A 15,845-nucleotide genomic window follows, 5' to 3' on the forward strand; every position below is an offset into this window, starting at 1 on the left:
CGCCTCATTCTTCCACGCGAACTTCACGGAACATGCCCATTTCCATGTGATAAAGGAGATGGCAGTGATAGGCCCAGCGGCCGAGCGCGTCGGCGGTGACCCGGTAGCTGCGCTTTGATCCCGGCGGCATGTCGATGGTGTGTTTGCGCACCATGAACTGGCCGTTCTCGTCTTCGAGGTCGCTCCACATGCCGTGCAGGTGAATGGGGTGAGTCATCATCGTGTCGTTGACCAGCACCACCCGGATTCGCTCGCCGTACTTAAGTCGCAGCGGTTCGGCATCGGAGAATTTCACGCCGTTGAACGACCAGGCGAATTTCTCCATGTGGCCGGTCAGGTGCAACTCGATGGTGCGACCGGGCTCGCGGCCGTCCGGGTCTTCGAAGGTGCTGCGCAGGTCGGAGTAGGTCAGCACGCGGCGGCCGTTGTCGCGCAAGCCCAGGCCCGGGTCGTCGAGTTTTGGCGAGGTGGTCATGGCTTGCATGTCCACCAGCGGGTTGTCTTTTTCCGTGTTTGGATGGGATTGCATACCGGCCATGCCGCCCATGGCCATGCTGCTATGATCCATCCCGGCCATGTTGTCCATGCCCTGGATGTCACCGCCGTCCATGCCCGTCATGCCTTGCGTGGCACTGTGATCCATCCCCGCCATGTCGCCGCCCATGCTGCCGTGATCCATCCCGCCCATGCCCATGTCATCCATGGTCACCAGCGGTCGCGGATCCAGCGGTGGCACCGGCGCCGACAACCCGGCTTTCGCCGCAAGCGTGCCTCGGGCAAACCCCGTTCGATCCATCGACTGCGCGAACAGGGTGTAGGCGTCCTGGGTCGGCTCGACGATCACATCGAACGTCTCCGCCACCGCGATACGGAACTCGTCGACGCTCACCGGTTTGACGTGTTGGCCATCCGCCGCGATCACGGTCATTTTCAGGCCTGGGATGCGCACGTCGAAGTAGGTCATTGACGAGCCGTTGATGAACCGCAGTCGCAGCTTTTCGCCGGGGCGGAATACGCCCGTCCAGTTCATGTTCGGCGCCTGGCCGTTCATCAAGTAGGTGTAAGTGGCGCCGCTGACGTCAGCCAGATCGGTGGGGTTCATCTTCATCTCGGCCCACATCTTGCGATCGGCCACCGTCGAGCCCCAGCCTTTCTCGCTGACGTCGTGGATGAAATCGCCCACGGTACGCTTGTGGTAGTTGTAGTAATCCGATTGTTTCTTGAGTTTATTCATCAGGCCGACGGCGTCTTCGTCGGTCCAGTCGGTGAGCATCACTACATAGTCGCGGTCGTACTGGAATGGCTCCGGATCCTTGGCATCGATCACCAATGGCCCGTAAACACCGGACTGTTCCTGAAAACCCGAATGGCTGTGGTACCAGTAAGTGCCGTTCTGCCGGACTTTGAACTGGTAGACGTACATCCCATCTGGCTCGATGCCGTGAAAACTCAGACCCGGCACGCCGTCCATGTTGGCGGGCAGCAAGATGCCGTGCCAGTGAATCGAGGTGCTGTCCTTGAGTTTGTTTTTTACCCGCAGGGTGACGGTGTCGCCTTCACGCCAGCGCAGCAGGGGACCGGGAATGCCGCCGTTGATGGTCATCGCGGTTCGAGGGTTGCCGGTGATGTTGACCGGGGTTTCGCCGATGAGCAGGTCGAAGTCGGTGCCGGCCAGCACGTTCGGTTCGCCGGGGCTGGTGACCGCCCAGACCGGCGTGCGCCACAGCCCGAAGCCAGCGAGGACTCCGCCAGCGGCCAGGCCCTTCACGAAGGTGCGTCTTGAGGTGTTGGAATGCATGCCGTTTTTCCCGCCCGTCAGCCTGATGTAGCCCTCACGTCCATCCTGAGCGGAGGGAGAGAACTTCTATGAGACGAGGCTAACGAGTGGCGCCTTTCAGCAGACTGAGGCCAAGATTACATTTCTGACAGTTTCAATCTGTGTTCATTGATTTCCAGTCAGCCTGGCCGAGTCCGCCACGGTGGCGTTACCGCAATTGATATACGAAGAAGATTTCAACCAGCGCTGATCTGGATAGTAAGAAAACAACAGCTGCCCATCCTTCATCGAGTCGATCAGCTGATGCGCAATCGCAGGCCTCACTGCCGGGCAACCCAGGCTTCTGCCGATCCGGCCATTCGCTCGGGCCAGGTCGGGACTGACATACGGCGCGCCATGAATAACGATTGCCCGCTCGAAAGCGTTGTCGTTGAATCCCGGCTCCAGACCTTCCATGCGCAACGAATAACCGTTCTGCCCGACATAGCTGGACTGGGTTCGGTACAAACCCAGACTAGTGGCGAAGCTGGCATTGCGGTTGGAGAACTGACGGGCCATGTTTTCGCCGCTGTTGCGACCGTGGGCGACCAGTTCATGGAACAACAATTTGCGTTGTTTAAGGTCGAACACCCAAAGACGCTGCGCGGTCGAGGGCAGGGAATAATCGATCACTGCTAGTCTTTGCACCGGAGCCGCACTTTTAGCCCGGCTGCATTGGGAAGCGCGTACGGCCAGGGCGATTACCTTGGCGTTGGCATTGGGGGCCGCTTTGATCAGCGCGGCTTCAAGCGAATCGGCGTAGGCTGCCGGTAATGTAAAAGCGGTCAGCAACAGGGCCGTCATTAAAAAGCCGAAGCGGTCTGGGGCCATATGCAAGTCTCATCTGATTGTTTCGAGTCTAGCAGCGTGCACGACGCTAGCCGGTTGAAAACGAGAGATTAAGGATTATCCATGGGGCAGTTAACAAGGTTATTCGTCATAAGCCGCATATTTTTTATGGGCTTTCTGATAAGCGGCATGGCAATTGCGGAAACTTCGCCGATTGAGCCGCCATCTCCCATTAGCGTGGTCGCGGAGGCAGCGCCTGGCGATTACGTTGGTCAGGCGATTCAGGCTGCGTTGGCGCCATTGAGTTCGGCGTTTCCCCCGTTGCTCACCTCGCCGCGTCATCAACGGGTCGACGTTAACCGAGCTGTGCTGGATTTTTATAGCCATCGTGGCTATCGCGCCGCCTGGACGGACGATGACGATGTCGTCCAGTTATTGAAAAGCCTGAGTGACACCGGGGTTGATGGCCTGGACCCCGAGGATTTTCGAATTGCCGAACTGGTCACGGCCAGAAACTCGATGCAGACAACGGCGCCAACCCCCGGGCAGCAGGCAGCTTTTGATATCTCGGCGACCCAGACGTTCATCACGGCGCTGCTGCAGTTGCGGCGCGGCAAGGTCGACCCTTCGCGGCTGGACATCCATTGGAATTTCGACCCGGTCGGCATCGATCCTCGGGAGGACGTCAATCTTTTCTTCGCCGCCCTCGACAGCCATGAGGTCGCGCGTGCGTTCGCCCAGGCGCCGCCACAAGAAGCGATTTATGGCACGTTGCGACAGGGGCTGGCGCAACTGCGCAGGGTTCGGGACAGTGGTGGCTGGCCAAAGATTCCAGCAGGGCAGACCCTCAGGCCCGGCATGGACGACGCCTCGGTTGCGCAATTGCGAGCTCGTTTAGTGGCGGGTGGTTATCTAACCGCGAAAATGAACGCGCGCTCCGACTACGACGACACCGTCATGGCGGCGGTGAAGAAGTATCAGGCTGAGCAATATCTAGGGGCGGATGGTGTGGCGGGGCCGGCGACACTCGCGGCGCTGAATGTGCCGGTCGAGGCGCGAATCGACCAGGTCCGCGTGAACATGGAGCGGGCGCGCTGGCTGCTGTACAAACTTCAGGGCACCTTTGTCATCGTCGACATCGCCGGGTACAAGGTTTCGTTCTATCGTGATGGCAAGCTGATATGGCGCTCCCGGGTGCAGGTGGGTAAACCGTATCGCAGCACACCGATTTTTCAATCCGAGATCACCTACGTCACGTTCAATCCGACCTGGACCGTGCCGCCGACCATTCTGGTTAAGGATATGCTGCCGAAGATTCGCAACAATCCCGGCTACCTCGATGCAAACCGGATTCGCGTGATCGATCGGGAAGGCAATGTGCTCGACCCGTTGACCGTCGATTGGGACAACCCGCGCGGCCTTACGCTGCGTCAGGATGCAGGGTCGGATAACTCGCTGGGGCAGGTGGTCATTCGCTTTCCCAATGACTATGCGATTTATCTGCACGACACACCGCATCGCGAGTTGTTTGCGCAATCCAATCGCGCGACCAGTTCTGGCTGTATTCGGGTAGAAAACCCGCTGCAATTAGTGGAGCTGTTGTTCAATGACCCGGTTCGCTGGGACAGCGCCGGGATTCAAAAGCAGTTAGCCAACGGCAAGACAGAGAACATCCGGCTCCCCGTGAAAGTGCCGGTGCTGTTGGCCTATTGGACGGTAGACCTGAGTCTTGACGGGCGAGTGACGTTCAAACCAGATGTGTATGGGTACGATAACCCGGTGTTACGGGCGCTGAATCTGCCTTCGGAACGGCCAACGCTGGACGGGAGGCGAGCGGCGCCTCCCTCGATGGCGGTGGGGCAGAACAAGCTGTAAAGCTTAAAGCCCCAACCCTTCTTGCACCGCCAAGAGCAGGTTGTGTTCGGTCAGTGCGATCGCATCCGGTTGTTGTCCGGATTGCTCGATCGCCTGAAGCCACCACTGCGTTCCGCCGTGTTCGTCCACGGTTCGCAACAGGGCGAGTTCCTTGCCTGTCGAGTGAATCTCGATCCGCCCGGCACCGTCGGCGGTGAAGCGAGCGACAGGGTCGAAGGTGATGCTGTGGTGGTTGCCTTCGATCAGCAGTTGGTCGATGGCGTAATCGTAACTCGCCCCGTCCGGAGCCCTCTCGAACACGTGAGTGGAATTGCGTCGCAGCTTCAGGCCCACTTCGATCAGTGGCTGCAGCCAGGCTTCAATCTGGTGATACAGCTCGTAGACCTGGGCGGGCCAGCTGTCGATGGCCTGATCGGCGATGGTCGCGTCGGTACTGGTTGGCCGGGATTGTTTCAGCTTCTCGGCGAGCTCGTCTGCTTTACTCATATCGATTTCCTGTGCTGATGTCAGTTAATCGTAGCTTCTTCAAGGTAGTGCAGTTTTGCCATGCGTCATGTGATTGAAACAGCGCGTGACAAAACCATTCTTCGGCTCTTTGCCGGGCCAATCGATCATCCCGAATTGACGGTCGATTTCATCGGGGATAATGTCTGTCAGTTAAGTAGCGGAACCATTTATCCCCCCAGCTCTGCGCTTACCTCGCCCAACCCCGTAGACTAAGCGCACAAAAAAATAGGGGTTTGGGCCTCTGCCCATGCCTACCCTTCAGGACGCGCTTTTTGCCTATCCCCCTTCCCGATTTACATCCCGCATCCGGTGGTGCCTTGAAGCGGTTGCCCCTGCTCAAAGCCGCAGTGCTGTTTATTGCCGCGGTGTGCCTCTGCCTTTGTGGGCTGCTGTACCTGCAACTGGAGCAATCGCGTCGACACGATCTGGCGTTGGCCGAGGTTTCTTCGTCGAACCTGACCCGGGCCATGGCGCAGCAGGCCGAAGACACCTTTATGAAAGCCGATCTGGTGCTGACCAGTCTGGTGGACGGGATTCAGGCTGAGGGCTTCGACGCTGCCCAGACGCCCCGCATGCAAAATAACTTTTCGCGGCGAGTGCAGACACTGCATCAGTTGCACGGGATATTCCTGTTCGACAGACAGGGGCAATGGGTCGTGACGTCGTTCGACAATCTGCCTCGTGGCCCAGGTGTGGCGGATCGGGAATACTTCAGGTTTCACCAGCAGAACATATCGTCCCGGGCACACATCGGCCCGGCGATTCGCAGTCGGGAGAATGGCGAGTGGATCATTCCGGTTTCCAGGCGAATCAACGATCAGAACGGCAATTTCCAGGGCGTATTGCTCGCTGGAATCAAGATGTCGTGCTTCGATCAATTCTTCAAAAGCTTCAGCCTCGATGACAACGGCGCAATGTTTTTGGCGTTGACCGATGGAACACTGCTGGCGAGACGACCTTTTGTGGAATCGCAGATCGGCACGTCATTGGCCCAGGGCGAAATTTTTCAAAAACTTCTGCCCAATGCGACATCAGGCAACGCCATGATTGATTCGGTGGTGGATGGCATTGTCCGCTTGTATGGTTATCGTCAGCTCGATACCTATCCAGTGGTGGTCGCGGCGGCGGCGTCCAGGGATGCGATCCTCAAGGACTGGTGTGACACGGCCATCCAATCCAGTGTGATCGTCGCTCTGGTCATCCTCGGCGTGGGGTTGTTCGGTTGGGTGTTCGTTCATCAGGTTCGAGCAGGCGAGCGGATCGAGGCCGATTTGCGCCAGGCGCAGAAAACCCTGGAATTGATCGCCACCCACGACAGCCTGACCGGGTTGGCCAACCGTCGATTGTTCGAGCGGGCGCTGGAGGCCGAGTTTGGACGCGGTGCCCGACGCTTGAGTCCGCTGAGCTTGATCATGCTCGATATCGACTATTTCAAGCGCTATAACGACACCTACGGTCATGTGGCCGGGGACCATTGCCTGGCTGAAGTGGCGCGAGCGCTGAAGAGTTGCTGTCATCGCACCGTCGATCTGGCGGTGCGCTATGGCGGTGAGGAGTTTGCAGTGTTGCTGCCCGATACCGATATCCACGGTGCGCTGACGATCGCCGAACAGATCCGTCGCGGCGTCATGGACAAGAGCATCATCCACAGCGGCTCACCTACGGGCTACGTGACGGTCAGCCTAGGCTGTTATTCGTTTGTGCCCACGGGGCATGACAGCACGGAAATGTTGATCAAGCGCGCGGATGCGGCGCTGTATCAGGCTAAACATTCGGGACGAAATCGTTCGGCGGTGTTGTCCATGGAAGGAGGTGTCGAGGCACTGATGCGCTCCGACCGCTGAAGCTTTCCTCCTTCGGGAGGATCACCCACTGCAAGCCTCGCGCCTTTAGTCGCCTGATTTACTCGCCGCGGCAACTGCCATGGCGCTGCCCGGTCACAACTGGATACCGCCCAATCCGTTGCGAGCGTCGGATCATGAAGAACCTGAAAATCGCCACCTTCAACGTCAACGGCCTGCGCGCCCGCTTGCCGAATCTGCTGGCCTGGCTTGCGCGAGAACAGCCAGACATCGCCTGCTTGCAAGAACTTAAATCGGTCGACGGCGCGTTCCCCGTCGCCGAACTGGAGGCGGCCGGGTATGGCGCCGTCTGGCACGGCCAGGTGTCGTGGAACGGGGTGGCGATTCTGGCGCGTGATGCGCAACCGCTGGAGAGCCGGCGCGGTTTGCCGGGTGATGACAGCGATACCCATAGCCGTTACGTGGAAGCTGCCGTGCATGGGGTTCTAGTGGGTTGTCTGTACCTGCCCAATGGCAATCCGCAGCCGGGACCGAAGTTCGATTACAAACTGGCGTGGTTCGAGCGGCTGATCTCGCACGCCAAGGACCTACAGAGCAGCGACCATCCTGTGGTGCTGGCCGGCGATTACAACGTGGTGCCCACTGATCTGGACATCTACAACCCGCGCTCCTGGCTCAAGGACGCGCTGCTGCAACCCGAGAGCCGTGCGTGTTATCAGCGGCTGCTGGATCAGGGTTGGACCGATTCTCTGCGTTATCTGTATCCAGAGGAGCGGATCTACACCTTCTGGGATTATTTCCGTCAGCACTGGCAGAAAAACTCGGGGTTGCGAATCGATCATTTGCTGCTCAACCCGGCACTGAGTCCTTACCTGCAAGAGGCCGGCGTTGATGCCTGGGTTCGCAACGAACCTCATGCCAGCGATCATGCGCCGACATGGATTCGATTGGGTTCGCGCAAGCGTCGATAGTCTTGGCGTGTGCGGCGATTGGCTAAATCAATTGTCAGTCCGACCGTGTTTTCCCTTATACATGGCGCCCATCGGCGGAGCGATCCGCGGACCTCTGCATAAAGGATTGAGCGATGAGCGAGACACGACTGAAAAATCTTGCGCTGTACCTGCAGCGCCTGGGCTTCGATGCGCCCCCGGCGCCGACCCTGGAAACCCTGCGCCAACTGCAACTGCGTCACACGGGTGCCTTCCCGTTCGAAAACCTCACCACGTTATTGGGCGAACCGGTGCTCATCGATCTGCCGTCCATAGAGCAGAAAGTCCTGCACGACGGTCGTGGTGGCTACTGCTATGAGCTCAACAACCTGTTCCTGGCCTTGCTTCAGGCACTGGGCTTCGACGCACGTGGCATCACCGGTCGCGTGGTCATGGGTCAGCCCGAAGGCGCATGGACCGCTCGCACCCACCGCTTGAGCCTGGTGACCCTCGACGGCGTGCGCTACATCACCGACGTCGGCTTCGGCGGTATGGTGCCCACCGCACCGCTAATGCTGGATACCGACGCCGAGCAGTTCACCCCTCACGAACCCTATCGCATCGAACCGCACGCCGACGGCTACACCCTGCGCGCCAACGTCGGCGGTGAATGGCGGGCGATGTACATCTTCGATCTGCAGCGTCAGGAAGACATCGATTACACCCTCGGCAACTGGTACGTCTCGACCTATCCCGAATCGTCCTTTCTCAAACAATTGATGGTGGCGCGGACCGGGGAGGGATGGCGGCGGACGCTGAACAATGGCAGTTTTGCCATTCATCGCATGGGCACCGCCAGCGAGCGGCGTGAGGTGACGGATGCGCAGGAGTTGATTGGGTTGCTGGAAAGTGAATTCGGAATTCGTGTGCCGGCGCAGGAGGTATTGAAGCGGGTACTTGACCGGTTGATTGGGCCTGTATCACAGGCAAATTGAGCACTCGCGAAGGGGCGGATCTGATCCATTCGCCCCTTTTGCTTTTGGTCGGTGTTGTGTCTAGGAGCGAACTTCAAGCTCCATCACATGATGGATTTCGCTGAGGGCCTCTGACAATTTTTTTTCCAGGCTTTTCAGCTCGGAGGCGGTGATGCCTTTTTTGAAATGCCCGACATCGGTAACAGCAGTGTTCTGATCGGGCTTCGCCGTTTTGCTTGTGTCGCTGAGCAATGCCTGGCGCAACGTATTGTTGATCACCGTCTGGTAGCCATACCCCTCGCTTTCTGCCGACGCACGCGCGGCCTCTATGACGACATCATCGAGCATGATGGTGATTCGGGTCTTGCCTTTGCTGGAGGCAACCGCTCCACGCTTGGCGTTGCTGAAGTCGTATTCATCTTTCATCGGTCAAGCCTCCATATAGTGGCGACGCTCGTTTTTGGTGGCGATGCGCGCGGAAATGATTCGCACGAAATTCGGGTCGCGGTAGGTGTATGCAACGACCAGCAGTCGACCTTTGGCATCCAGCCCGATGATGATCCATCGCGGCTCATCATGGTGGTTGTCCTGAAGCGTCAGCGCTCGTTCGTCATAAAACACGGGTTCTGTCTCTGCGAGGCTGACGCCTTGATGCTTTAGTTTGTTGGCCGCGTTCTTTGCCTTGTGGTACTGAATTTCGAATGACTTCATTATGCATACTTTATATGTATAAGCGAGAGGCGGCCGTGCCGGCGGTCGCTTGGAAAGCAAAAGATTAGCGGTGGGGAGGGAAAGGGGAGGAAGGATGTATTTCAAGAGTTTTTTAGGCTGGGGGCTCTATGGCTAAAGGGCGGTGTGAACATCTGTCCATAATTTGACTAGCTGGTTGTATACAACTCTATAGACATTTGTCCTGACTATTGAATACAGTGTGCGCACAACAAAAACCAGGGAACCCCCCCCAACCATGAAAACGCCCCATGTTTCACAACAACGGCCCGAGGATGAGAATCTCGGGATCGGCGCGAATATGGCTTACGGCCTGCAACACGTTCTGACCATGTATGGCGGTATCGTCGCGGTGCCTTTGATCATCGGCCAAGCGGCCGGGCTCTCGCCGGCGGACATCGGTTTGTTGATTGCTGCTTCATTGTTTGCAGGGGGGCTGGCGACGTTGCTGCAGACCCTGGGTTTACCGTTTTTCGGTTGTCAGTTACCGCTGGTGCAGGGTGTGTCGTTCTCCGGCGTTGCGACCATGGTGGCGATTGTCAGCAGTGGTGGGGAGGGCGGCTTTCAGTCGATTCTCGGGGCGGTGATTGCCGCGTCGCTGATCGGCTTGCTGATCACGCCGGTGTTCTCGCGAATCACCAAGTTCTTTCCGCCGCTGGTGACGGGCATTGTGATCACCACTATCGGCCTGACGCTGATGCCGGTGGCCGCACGCTGGGCCATGGGCGGCAACAGCCATGCCCCGGACTTCGGCAGCATGGCAAACATCGGTCTGGCGGCGGTGACGCTGGTGCTGGTACTGCTGCTGAGCAAAATCGGCAGTGCGACCATCTCCCGTTTGTCGATTCTCTTGGCCATGGTCATCGGCACGCTCATTGCCGTGGTCCTCGGCATGGCGGATTTCTCGTCCGTCACCCAAGGCCCGATGTTCGGCTTCCCGGCACCGTTTCATTTCGGCATGCCCACCTTCCACTTCGCCGCGATTCTGTCGATGTGCATTGTGATCATGGTGACCCTGGTGGAAACCTCCGCCGACATCCTGGCCGTCGGTGAAATCATCGGCACCAAGGTCGATTCCAAACGCTTGGGCAACGGCCTGCGCGCCGACATGCTGTCGAGCATGGTCGCGCCGATCTTCGGTTCCTTCACCCAGAGCGCCTTCGCCCAGAACGTCGGGCTGGTAGCGGTAACCGGGATCAAGAGCCGTTTCGTGGTGGCCACCGGTGGGGTGTTCCTGGTGGTGCTTGGATTGCTGCCGTTCATGGGGCGGGTTATCGCCGCCGTGCCGACCTCCGTGCTCGGCGGCGCCGGCATTGTGCTGTTCGGCACCGTGGCGGCCAGTGGCATTCGGACGCTGTCCAAGGTCGACTACCGCAACAACGTCAACCTGATCATCGTCGCCACCTCCATCGGCTTCGGCATGATCCCCATCGCCGCTCCGAACTTCTACGACCACTTCCCCAGCTGGTTCGCGACAATCTTCCACTCGGGCATCAGCTCCTCGGCGATCATGGCCATCGTCCTGAACCTGACCTTCAACCACCTCACGGCCGGCAACTCGGATCAACAATCGGTGTTTGCGGCCGGTACCGAGCGTGTCTTGCGTTATCAGGACCTGGCGGCGTTGCGGGAGGGGGATTACTTCAGCGAAGGCAAGCTGCGTGACTGCGACGTGAATGAGATTCCGGTGGTGGAGGCAGAGCATGGACATACAGAGCCGCGGGCGGCGCATGCGAAAAGCAGTGAGCATGTCTGACGGCGGTACCCGATAAAAAGGCAGGTAAAGTCAAAAGATCGCAGCCTGCGATCTTTTGACTTTATGGCGAGCACAAAAAAGCCCCTGAACCTTTCGATTCTGGGGCTTTTCGATTTTGCTGTCTGGCTCCACGACCTGGACTCGAACCAGGGACCCAGTGATTAACAGTCACTTGCTCTACCAACTGAGCTATCGCGGAATGGCGTCTATGTTACTGATTCAAAAAGAGAAGTCAAGCCTCTGTTGGCGGTTTGATGTTTTCATCGGATCAGAGGGGGTTATCGGTCATTGGCGGTTACCAGAATCGCGGTAGAGGTCTACCATGGTCGCCCGGAAGTGGTGACACGCGCTGCCGGCCCTCAGCCGAAAAGGTATGCGCCATGAATCACCCAATCCTCACACCTCAAAACAGTGGGGTGTTCGCATGAGCATCGCTCAGATCAGCCTACCCAAAGGCGTTGGCCCGCACGCCGAGAAACTGTTCGACGCAATCACTCAGGCCAGCACCGCTGATGAATTGAGCCGCGCAGGCGGCAAGGCCGAAGGTTTTGTCTTGGGCCTGGAAAGCACCAAGGCGATCAAAAGCCAGGTGGCCGAGTCGCTTTATGTGGCCTATGACGACGCAGCCAGCCAGCGTGCAACCGAATTGGCTTAACCGCCGAAGGTAATGGTGCCGAGCATCAGCTTGGCGTACAGCATCGTGGCGGCCAGTTGCACCAGCCACAACGCCAGGCCGCCAAGAAACACGCCCGCAGCCACTTGCAGCACCAGGTTATTACCGCGCTTGGCCGAGGAGCGGGGCACAAAGTGGTCCAGCTCGTCGCGGTCGGCGCGTAAGTCATCGTTTTTCATGTGGGTTCTCAAGAATTCTCGGGTGTACTCATAACCTATGGGGTCGCCGCATCGCCGGTCCCACATTTTGATCTGCGTGCAGTCTAGAGCGACCGGTCGCCGAACTGGGAATTATCAAAGACAAACAAAAAACGGGAAGCCACATGGCTTCCCGTTTTCAATCACGCGAAGACTCAGATCACCTGAACGATGGCCTTGGTCACGGCATCGATGTTGCTCTGGTTCAGCGCGGCGACGCAGATGCGGCCGGTGTCCAGGGCGTAGATGCCGAACTCGCTGCGCAGACGGGTTACCTGCTCAACCGTCAGGCCGGAGTAGGAGAACATGCCGCGCTGGCGGCCGACGAAACTGAAATCACGCTGTGGAGCGTTTTTCGCCAGCAGGTCGACCATCTGGATGCGCATGCCGCGAATCCGCAGGCGCATTTCTGCCAGTTCTTCTTCCCACTGGGCGCGCAGGACCGGGCTGTTCAGCACCGCGGCGACGATGCTTGCACCGTGGGTCGGCGGGTTGGAGTAGTTGGTGCGGATCACGCGTTTGACTTGCGACAGTACGCGCGCGCTTTCTTCTTTCGACTCGCTGACGATCGACAGGGCGCCCACGCGCTCGCCGTACAGCGAGAAAGATTTGGAGAACGAGCTGGAAACGAAGAAGGTCAGGTCCGATTCGGCGAACAGACGCACGGCCGCGGCGTCTTCATCGATACCGTCGCCAAAGCCCTGGTAGGCCATGTCGAGGAACGGCACGTGACCTTTCGCTTTCACGACTTCCAGCACGTTTTTCCAGTCCGCCGGGCTCAGGTCCACGCCGGTCGGGTTGTGGCAGCAAGCGTGCAGCACAACGATAGAGCCGGACGGCAGGGCGTTCAGGTCTTCCAGCAGGCCGGCGCGGTTAACGTCGTGGGTGGCGGCGTCGTAGTAGCGATAGTTCTGCACCGGGAAACCGGCGGTTTCGAACAGTGCGCGGTGGTTTTCCCAGCTCGGGTCGCTGATTGCCACGACGGCGTTCGGCAACAGTTGCTTGAGGAAGTCGGCACCGATTTTCAGCGCGCCGGTACCGCCGACAGCTTGGGTGGTGATAACCCGGCCAGCGGCGATCAGCGGCGAATCATTGCCGAACAGCAGTTTTTGCACGGCCTGGTCGTAGGCAGCGATGCCGTCGATCGGCAGGTAGCCACGGGAAACGTGTTGAGCGGCGCGAATCGTCTCGGCTTCGACAACGGCGCGCAGGAGTGGAATTCGCCCCTCCTCGTCGCAGTAAACACCAACCCCCAGGTTGACCTTGTTGGTGCGGGTATCGGCATTGAATGCTTCGTTGAGGCCCAGGATTGGATCGCGTGGTGCCATTTCGACAGCGGAGAACAGGCTCATTATTGCGGCGGCTCTGAATGGAGTGTGGAGGGACGTGTCGCGCTCCAGCCGAATGCACTAGAGCGGTGCACAAACGGGGAGCTAGTATAGAGGCCATTAATGATTGATGGCGACAGGGGATTCGGCTTTTACGGTAAGTTTTTCGAATTATTTTTCGGTCGTTGGTCGAGCGGTGTCGTCAAAGGATCTAGTCGATGTAGGACGTTTGCCTTGAAAGCGATGGCAATCGGCTCCACATTGAGCGTAATCCAGTTTTTTCTTCGGGCGACCTCGGTCGTTTGCGGTCTTTTTCGTTCGTGCCCGGTCAGCCGTGCAGATGCGAACCCAGAGGTAGTTATGTCTGAATTCCAGCTAGTCACTCGCTTCGAGCCCGCCGGCGATCAGCCGGAAGCCATCCGCCTGATGGTCGAGGGCATTGAGGCCGGGCTGGCGCACCAGACGTTGCTCGGTGTGACGGGCTCGGGCAAGACCTTCAGCATCGCCAACGTGATCGCCCAGATACAGCGCCCGACGCTGGTGCTGGCGCCCAACAAGACGCTGGCCGCGCAGTTGTATGGCGAATTCAAGGCGTTCTTCCCGAACAACGCGGTTGAATACTTCGTCTCCTATTACGACTACTACCAGCCCGAAGCCTACGTACCGTCGTCCGACACCTTCATCGAGAAGGATGCCTCGATCAACGACCACATCGAGCAGATGCGCCTGTCTGCAACCAAGGCGCTGCTGGAGCGCAAGGACGCGATCATCGTCACCACGGTATCGTGCATCTACGGTCTGGGCAGTCCGGAAACCTATTTGAAGATGGTGTTGCACGTCGATCGCGGCGACAAGCTCGACCAGCGCGCGCTGCTGCGTCGCCTGGCCGACCTGCAATACACCCGCAACGACATGGACTTTGCCCGGGCGACCTTCCGGGTGCGTGGCGATGTGATTGATATCCACCCGGCGGAATCCGATTTCGAAGCGATCCGCATCGAGCTGTTCGATGACGAAGTGGAGAGCCTGTCCGCCTTCGACCCGCTGACCGGTGAAGTCATTCGCAAACTGCCGCGTTTCACCTTCTATCCGAAGAGCCACTACGTGACGCCGCGCGAAACCCTGCTCGAGGCTATCGAAGGGATCAAGGTCGAATTGCAGGAGCGCCTGGAATACCTGCGTTCCAACAATAAATTGGTGGAAGCCCAGCGACTGGAGCAGCGCACCCGTTTCGACCTGGAGATGATCCTCGAACTGGGTTACTGCAACGGCATCGAAAACTACTCGCGCTACCTGTCGGGCCGTGAGTCCGGCCAGGCGCCGCCTACTTTGTTCGATTATCTGCCGGCCGATGCCTTGCTGGTGATCGACGAATCCCACGTCAGCGTGCCGCAAGTCGGCGCCATGTATAAGGGCGACCGTTCGCGTAAAGAAACGCTGGTGGAATACGGTTTTCGCCTGCCCTCGGCCCTGGATAACCGGCCGATGCGTTTCGATGAATTTGAAAGCATCAGCCCCCAAACGATTTTTGTCTCGGCCACGCCGGGCAATTACGAGGCGGAGCACGCTGGCCGAGTGGTCGAGCAATTGGTGCGACCGACCGGTCTGGTGGACCCGCAAATCGAAATCCGTCCGGCATTGACTCAGGTCGACGACCTGCTCTCGGAAATCACCAAACGCGTGGCCCTGGAAGAGCGGGTACTGGTCACCACGCTGACCAAGCGCATGTCCGAAGACTTGACCGATTACCTGGCTGACCACGGCGTGCGCGTGCGTTATCTGCACTCGGACATCGACACCGTGGAGCGGGTCGAAATTATCCGTGACTTGCGTCTCGGCGTCTTCGATGTGCTGGTGGGGATCAACCTTCTGCGTGAAGGCCTGGACATGCCGGAAGTCTCGCTGGTGGCGATTCTCGACGCGGACAAGGAAGGTTTCCTGCGTTCCGAACGCTCACTGATCCAGACCATCGGCCGGGCGGCGCGCAACCTCAATGGGCGGGCGATTCTGTATGCGGATCGCATCACCGGCTCCATGGAGCGGGCGATCGGCGAGACCGAGCGTCGTCGCGACAAGCAGATCGCCTTCAACCTAGCCAATGGCATCACGCCCAAGGGGGTGTTCAAGGACGTCGCCGACATCATGGAAGGCGCGGTCGTGCCGGGTTCGCGCAGCAAGAAGCGCAAAGGCATGGCCAAGGCCGCCGAGGAAAGTGCCAAGTACGAGGCCGAACTGCGCTCGCCGAGCGAGATCAGCAAACGCATTCGTCAGTTGGAAGAAAAGATGTACCAACTCGCCCGCGATCTGGAATTCGAAGCCGCGGCGCAGTTGCGCGACGAAATCGGCAAGCTGCGGGAGCGGTTGTTGGTCGTTTGATCTTTGTGTTGTCTGTGAAGGTCTCTTCGCGGGCAAACCTCGCTCCTACGGTCCTGTAGGAGCGAGGCTTGCCCGCGAAAGGCGCGCCACGATC

Annotated in this window: 14 protein-coding genes and 1 tRNA gene; 7 read left to right on the top strand and 8 right to left on the bottom strand. The window is 58.8% G+C overall.

All coding sequences use genetic code 11. The annotated features are described in order from the left end of the window. Positions 1-4 precede the first annotated feature (4 nt). A complete protein-coding gene (locus LOY56_RS09325; protein ID WP_258621217.1) occupies positions 5-1,798 on the bottom strand; it encodes a copper resistance system multicopper oxidase in 1,794 nt (597 codons plus the stop codon). Positions 1,799-1,942: 144 nt separating this feature from the next. Continuing rightward, positions 1,943-2,647, bottom strand: coding sequence for a murein L,D-transpeptidase catalytic domain family protein (locus LOY56_RS09330; protein ID WP_258621218.1), 705 nt, complete (start codon positions 2,645-2,647; stop codon positions 1,943-1,945). 81 nt (positions 2,648-2,728) lie between these two features. On the opposite strand from LOY56_RS09330, the gene LOY56_RS09335 reads away from it, so the two are divergent. After that, the gene (locus LOY56_RS09335; RefSeq protein WP_258621219.1) at positions 2,729-4,480 is read left to right on the top strand and encodes a murein L,D-transpeptidase; all 1,752 of its coding nucleotides are present in this window, start codon (positions 2,729-2,731) and stop codon (positions 4,478-4,480) included. 3 nt (positions 4,481-4,483) lie between these two features. On the opposite strand, the gene LOY56_RS09340 is transcribed toward LOY56_RS09335, so the two are convergent. Continuing rightward, on the bottom strand, positions 4,484-4,966 hold the full coding sequence (locus LOY56_RS09340; protein WP_258621220.1) for a hypothetical protein: 483 nt from the start codon (positions 4,964-4,966) through the stop codon (positions 4,484-4,486). Positions 4,967-5,259: 293 nt separating this feature from the next. On the opposite strand from LOY56_RS09340, the gene LOY56_RS09345 reads away from it, so the two are divergent. The 3 genes from LOY56_RS09345 to LOY56_RS09355 all read left to right on the top strand — a co-directional run bounded on the left by LOY56_RS09345 (position 5,260) and on the right by LOY56_RS09355 (position 8,713). Further along, a complete protein-coding gene (locus LOY56_RS09345; RefSeq protein WP_258621221.1) occupies positions 5,260-6,831 on the top strand; it encodes a GGDEF domain-containing protein in 1,572 nt (523 codons plus the stop codon). A gap of 134 nt (positions 6,832-6,965) precedes the next feature. Continuing rightward, positions 6,966-7,760, top strand: a complete 795-nt coding sequence (xth, locus tag LOY56_RS09350) for an exodeoxyribonuclease III (RefSeq protein ID WP_258621222.1) — start codon at positions 6,966-6,968, stop codon at positions 7,758-7,760. Positions 7,761-7,873: 113 nt separating this feature from the next. Next, positions 7,874-8,713, top strand: coding sequence for an arylamine N-acetyltransferase (locus LOY56_RS09355; protein ID WP_258621223.1), 840 nt, complete (start codon positions 7,874-7,876; stop codon positions 8,711-8,713). A 60-nt stretch (positions 8,714-8,773) separates the two neighbouring features. Here the strand turns inward: LOY56_RS09355 and LOY56_RS09360 are convergent, their stop codons facing one another. Further along, positions 8,774-9,118, bottom strand: a complete 345-nt coding sequence (locus LOY56_RS09360; protein ID WP_258621224.1) for a BrnA antitoxin family protein — start codon at positions 9,116-9,118, stop codon at positions 8,774-8,776. 3 nt (positions 9,119-9,121) lie between these two features. Next, positions 9,122-9,403 carry a BrnT family toxin gene (locus LOY56_RS09365; protein ID WP_123720967.1) on the bottom strand — a complete coding sequence of 94 codons (282 nt, stop codon included), beginning with the start codon at positions 9,401-9,403 and terminating at the stop codon, positions 9,122-9,124. Positions 9,404-9,659: 256 nt separating this feature from the next. On the opposite strand from LOY56_RS09365, the gene LOY56_RS09370 reads away from it, so the two are divergent. Further along, the gene (locus tag LOY56_RS09370; protein ID WP_258621226.1) at positions 9,660-11,177 is read left to right on the top strand and encodes a nucleobase:cation symporter-2 family protein; all 1,518 of its coding nucleotides are present in this window, start codon (positions 9,660-9,662) and stop codon (positions 11,175-11,177) included. A gap of 123 nt (positions 11,178-11,300) precedes the next feature. Here the strand turns inward: LOY56_RS09370 and LOY56_RS09375 are convergent. Continuing rightward, a tRNA-Asn gene (locus LOY56_RS09375) sits at positions 11,301-11,376 on the bottom strand. Positions 11,377-11,601: 225 nt separating this feature from the next. Here LOY56_RS09375 and LOY56_RS09380 point away from each other — a divergent pair. Beyond that, positions 11,602-11,832, top strand: coding sequence for a hypothetical protein (locus LOY56_RS09380; protein WP_258621228.1), 231 nt, complete (start codon positions 11,602-11,604; stop codon positions 11,830-11,832). On the opposite strand, the gene LOY56_RS09385 is transcribed toward LOY56_RS09380, so the two are convergent. Continuing rightward, positions 11,829-12,029: a hypothetical protein gene (locus LOY56_RS09385; protein WP_007935214.1), complete on the bottom strand. Its 201-nt coding sequence runs from the start codon at positions 12,027-12,029 to the stop codon at positions 11,829-11,831. The two genes, LOY56_RS09380 and LOY56_RS09385, sit on opposite strands and share 4 nt — an antisense overlap. Before the next feature lie 173 nt (positions 12,030-12,202). After that, positions 12,203-13,399 carry an amino acid aminotransferase gene (locus LOY56_RS09390; RefSeq protein WP_258621230.1) on the bottom strand — a complete coding sequence of 399 codons (1,197 nt, stop codon included), beginning with the start codon at positions 13,397-13,399 and terminating at the stop codon, positions 12,203-12,205. A gap of 336 nt (positions 13,400-13,735) precedes the next feature. On the opposite strand from LOY56_RS09390, the gene uvrB reads away from it, so the two are divergent. Continuing rightward, entirely contained in the window at positions 13,736-15,751 is a 2,016-nt protein-coding gene (gene uvrB / locus LOY56_RS09395; protein ID WP_258621232.1) for an excinuclease ABC subunit UvrB, read from the top strand. The last annotated feature ends 94 nt before the right edge of the window (positions 15,752-15,845 follow it).

The sequence above is a fragment of the Pseudomonas sp. B21-048 genome (genome assembly GCF_024748615.1).
GTDB lineage: Bacteria > Pseudomonadota > Gammaproteobacteria > Pseudomonadales > Pseudomonadaceae > Aquipseudomonas.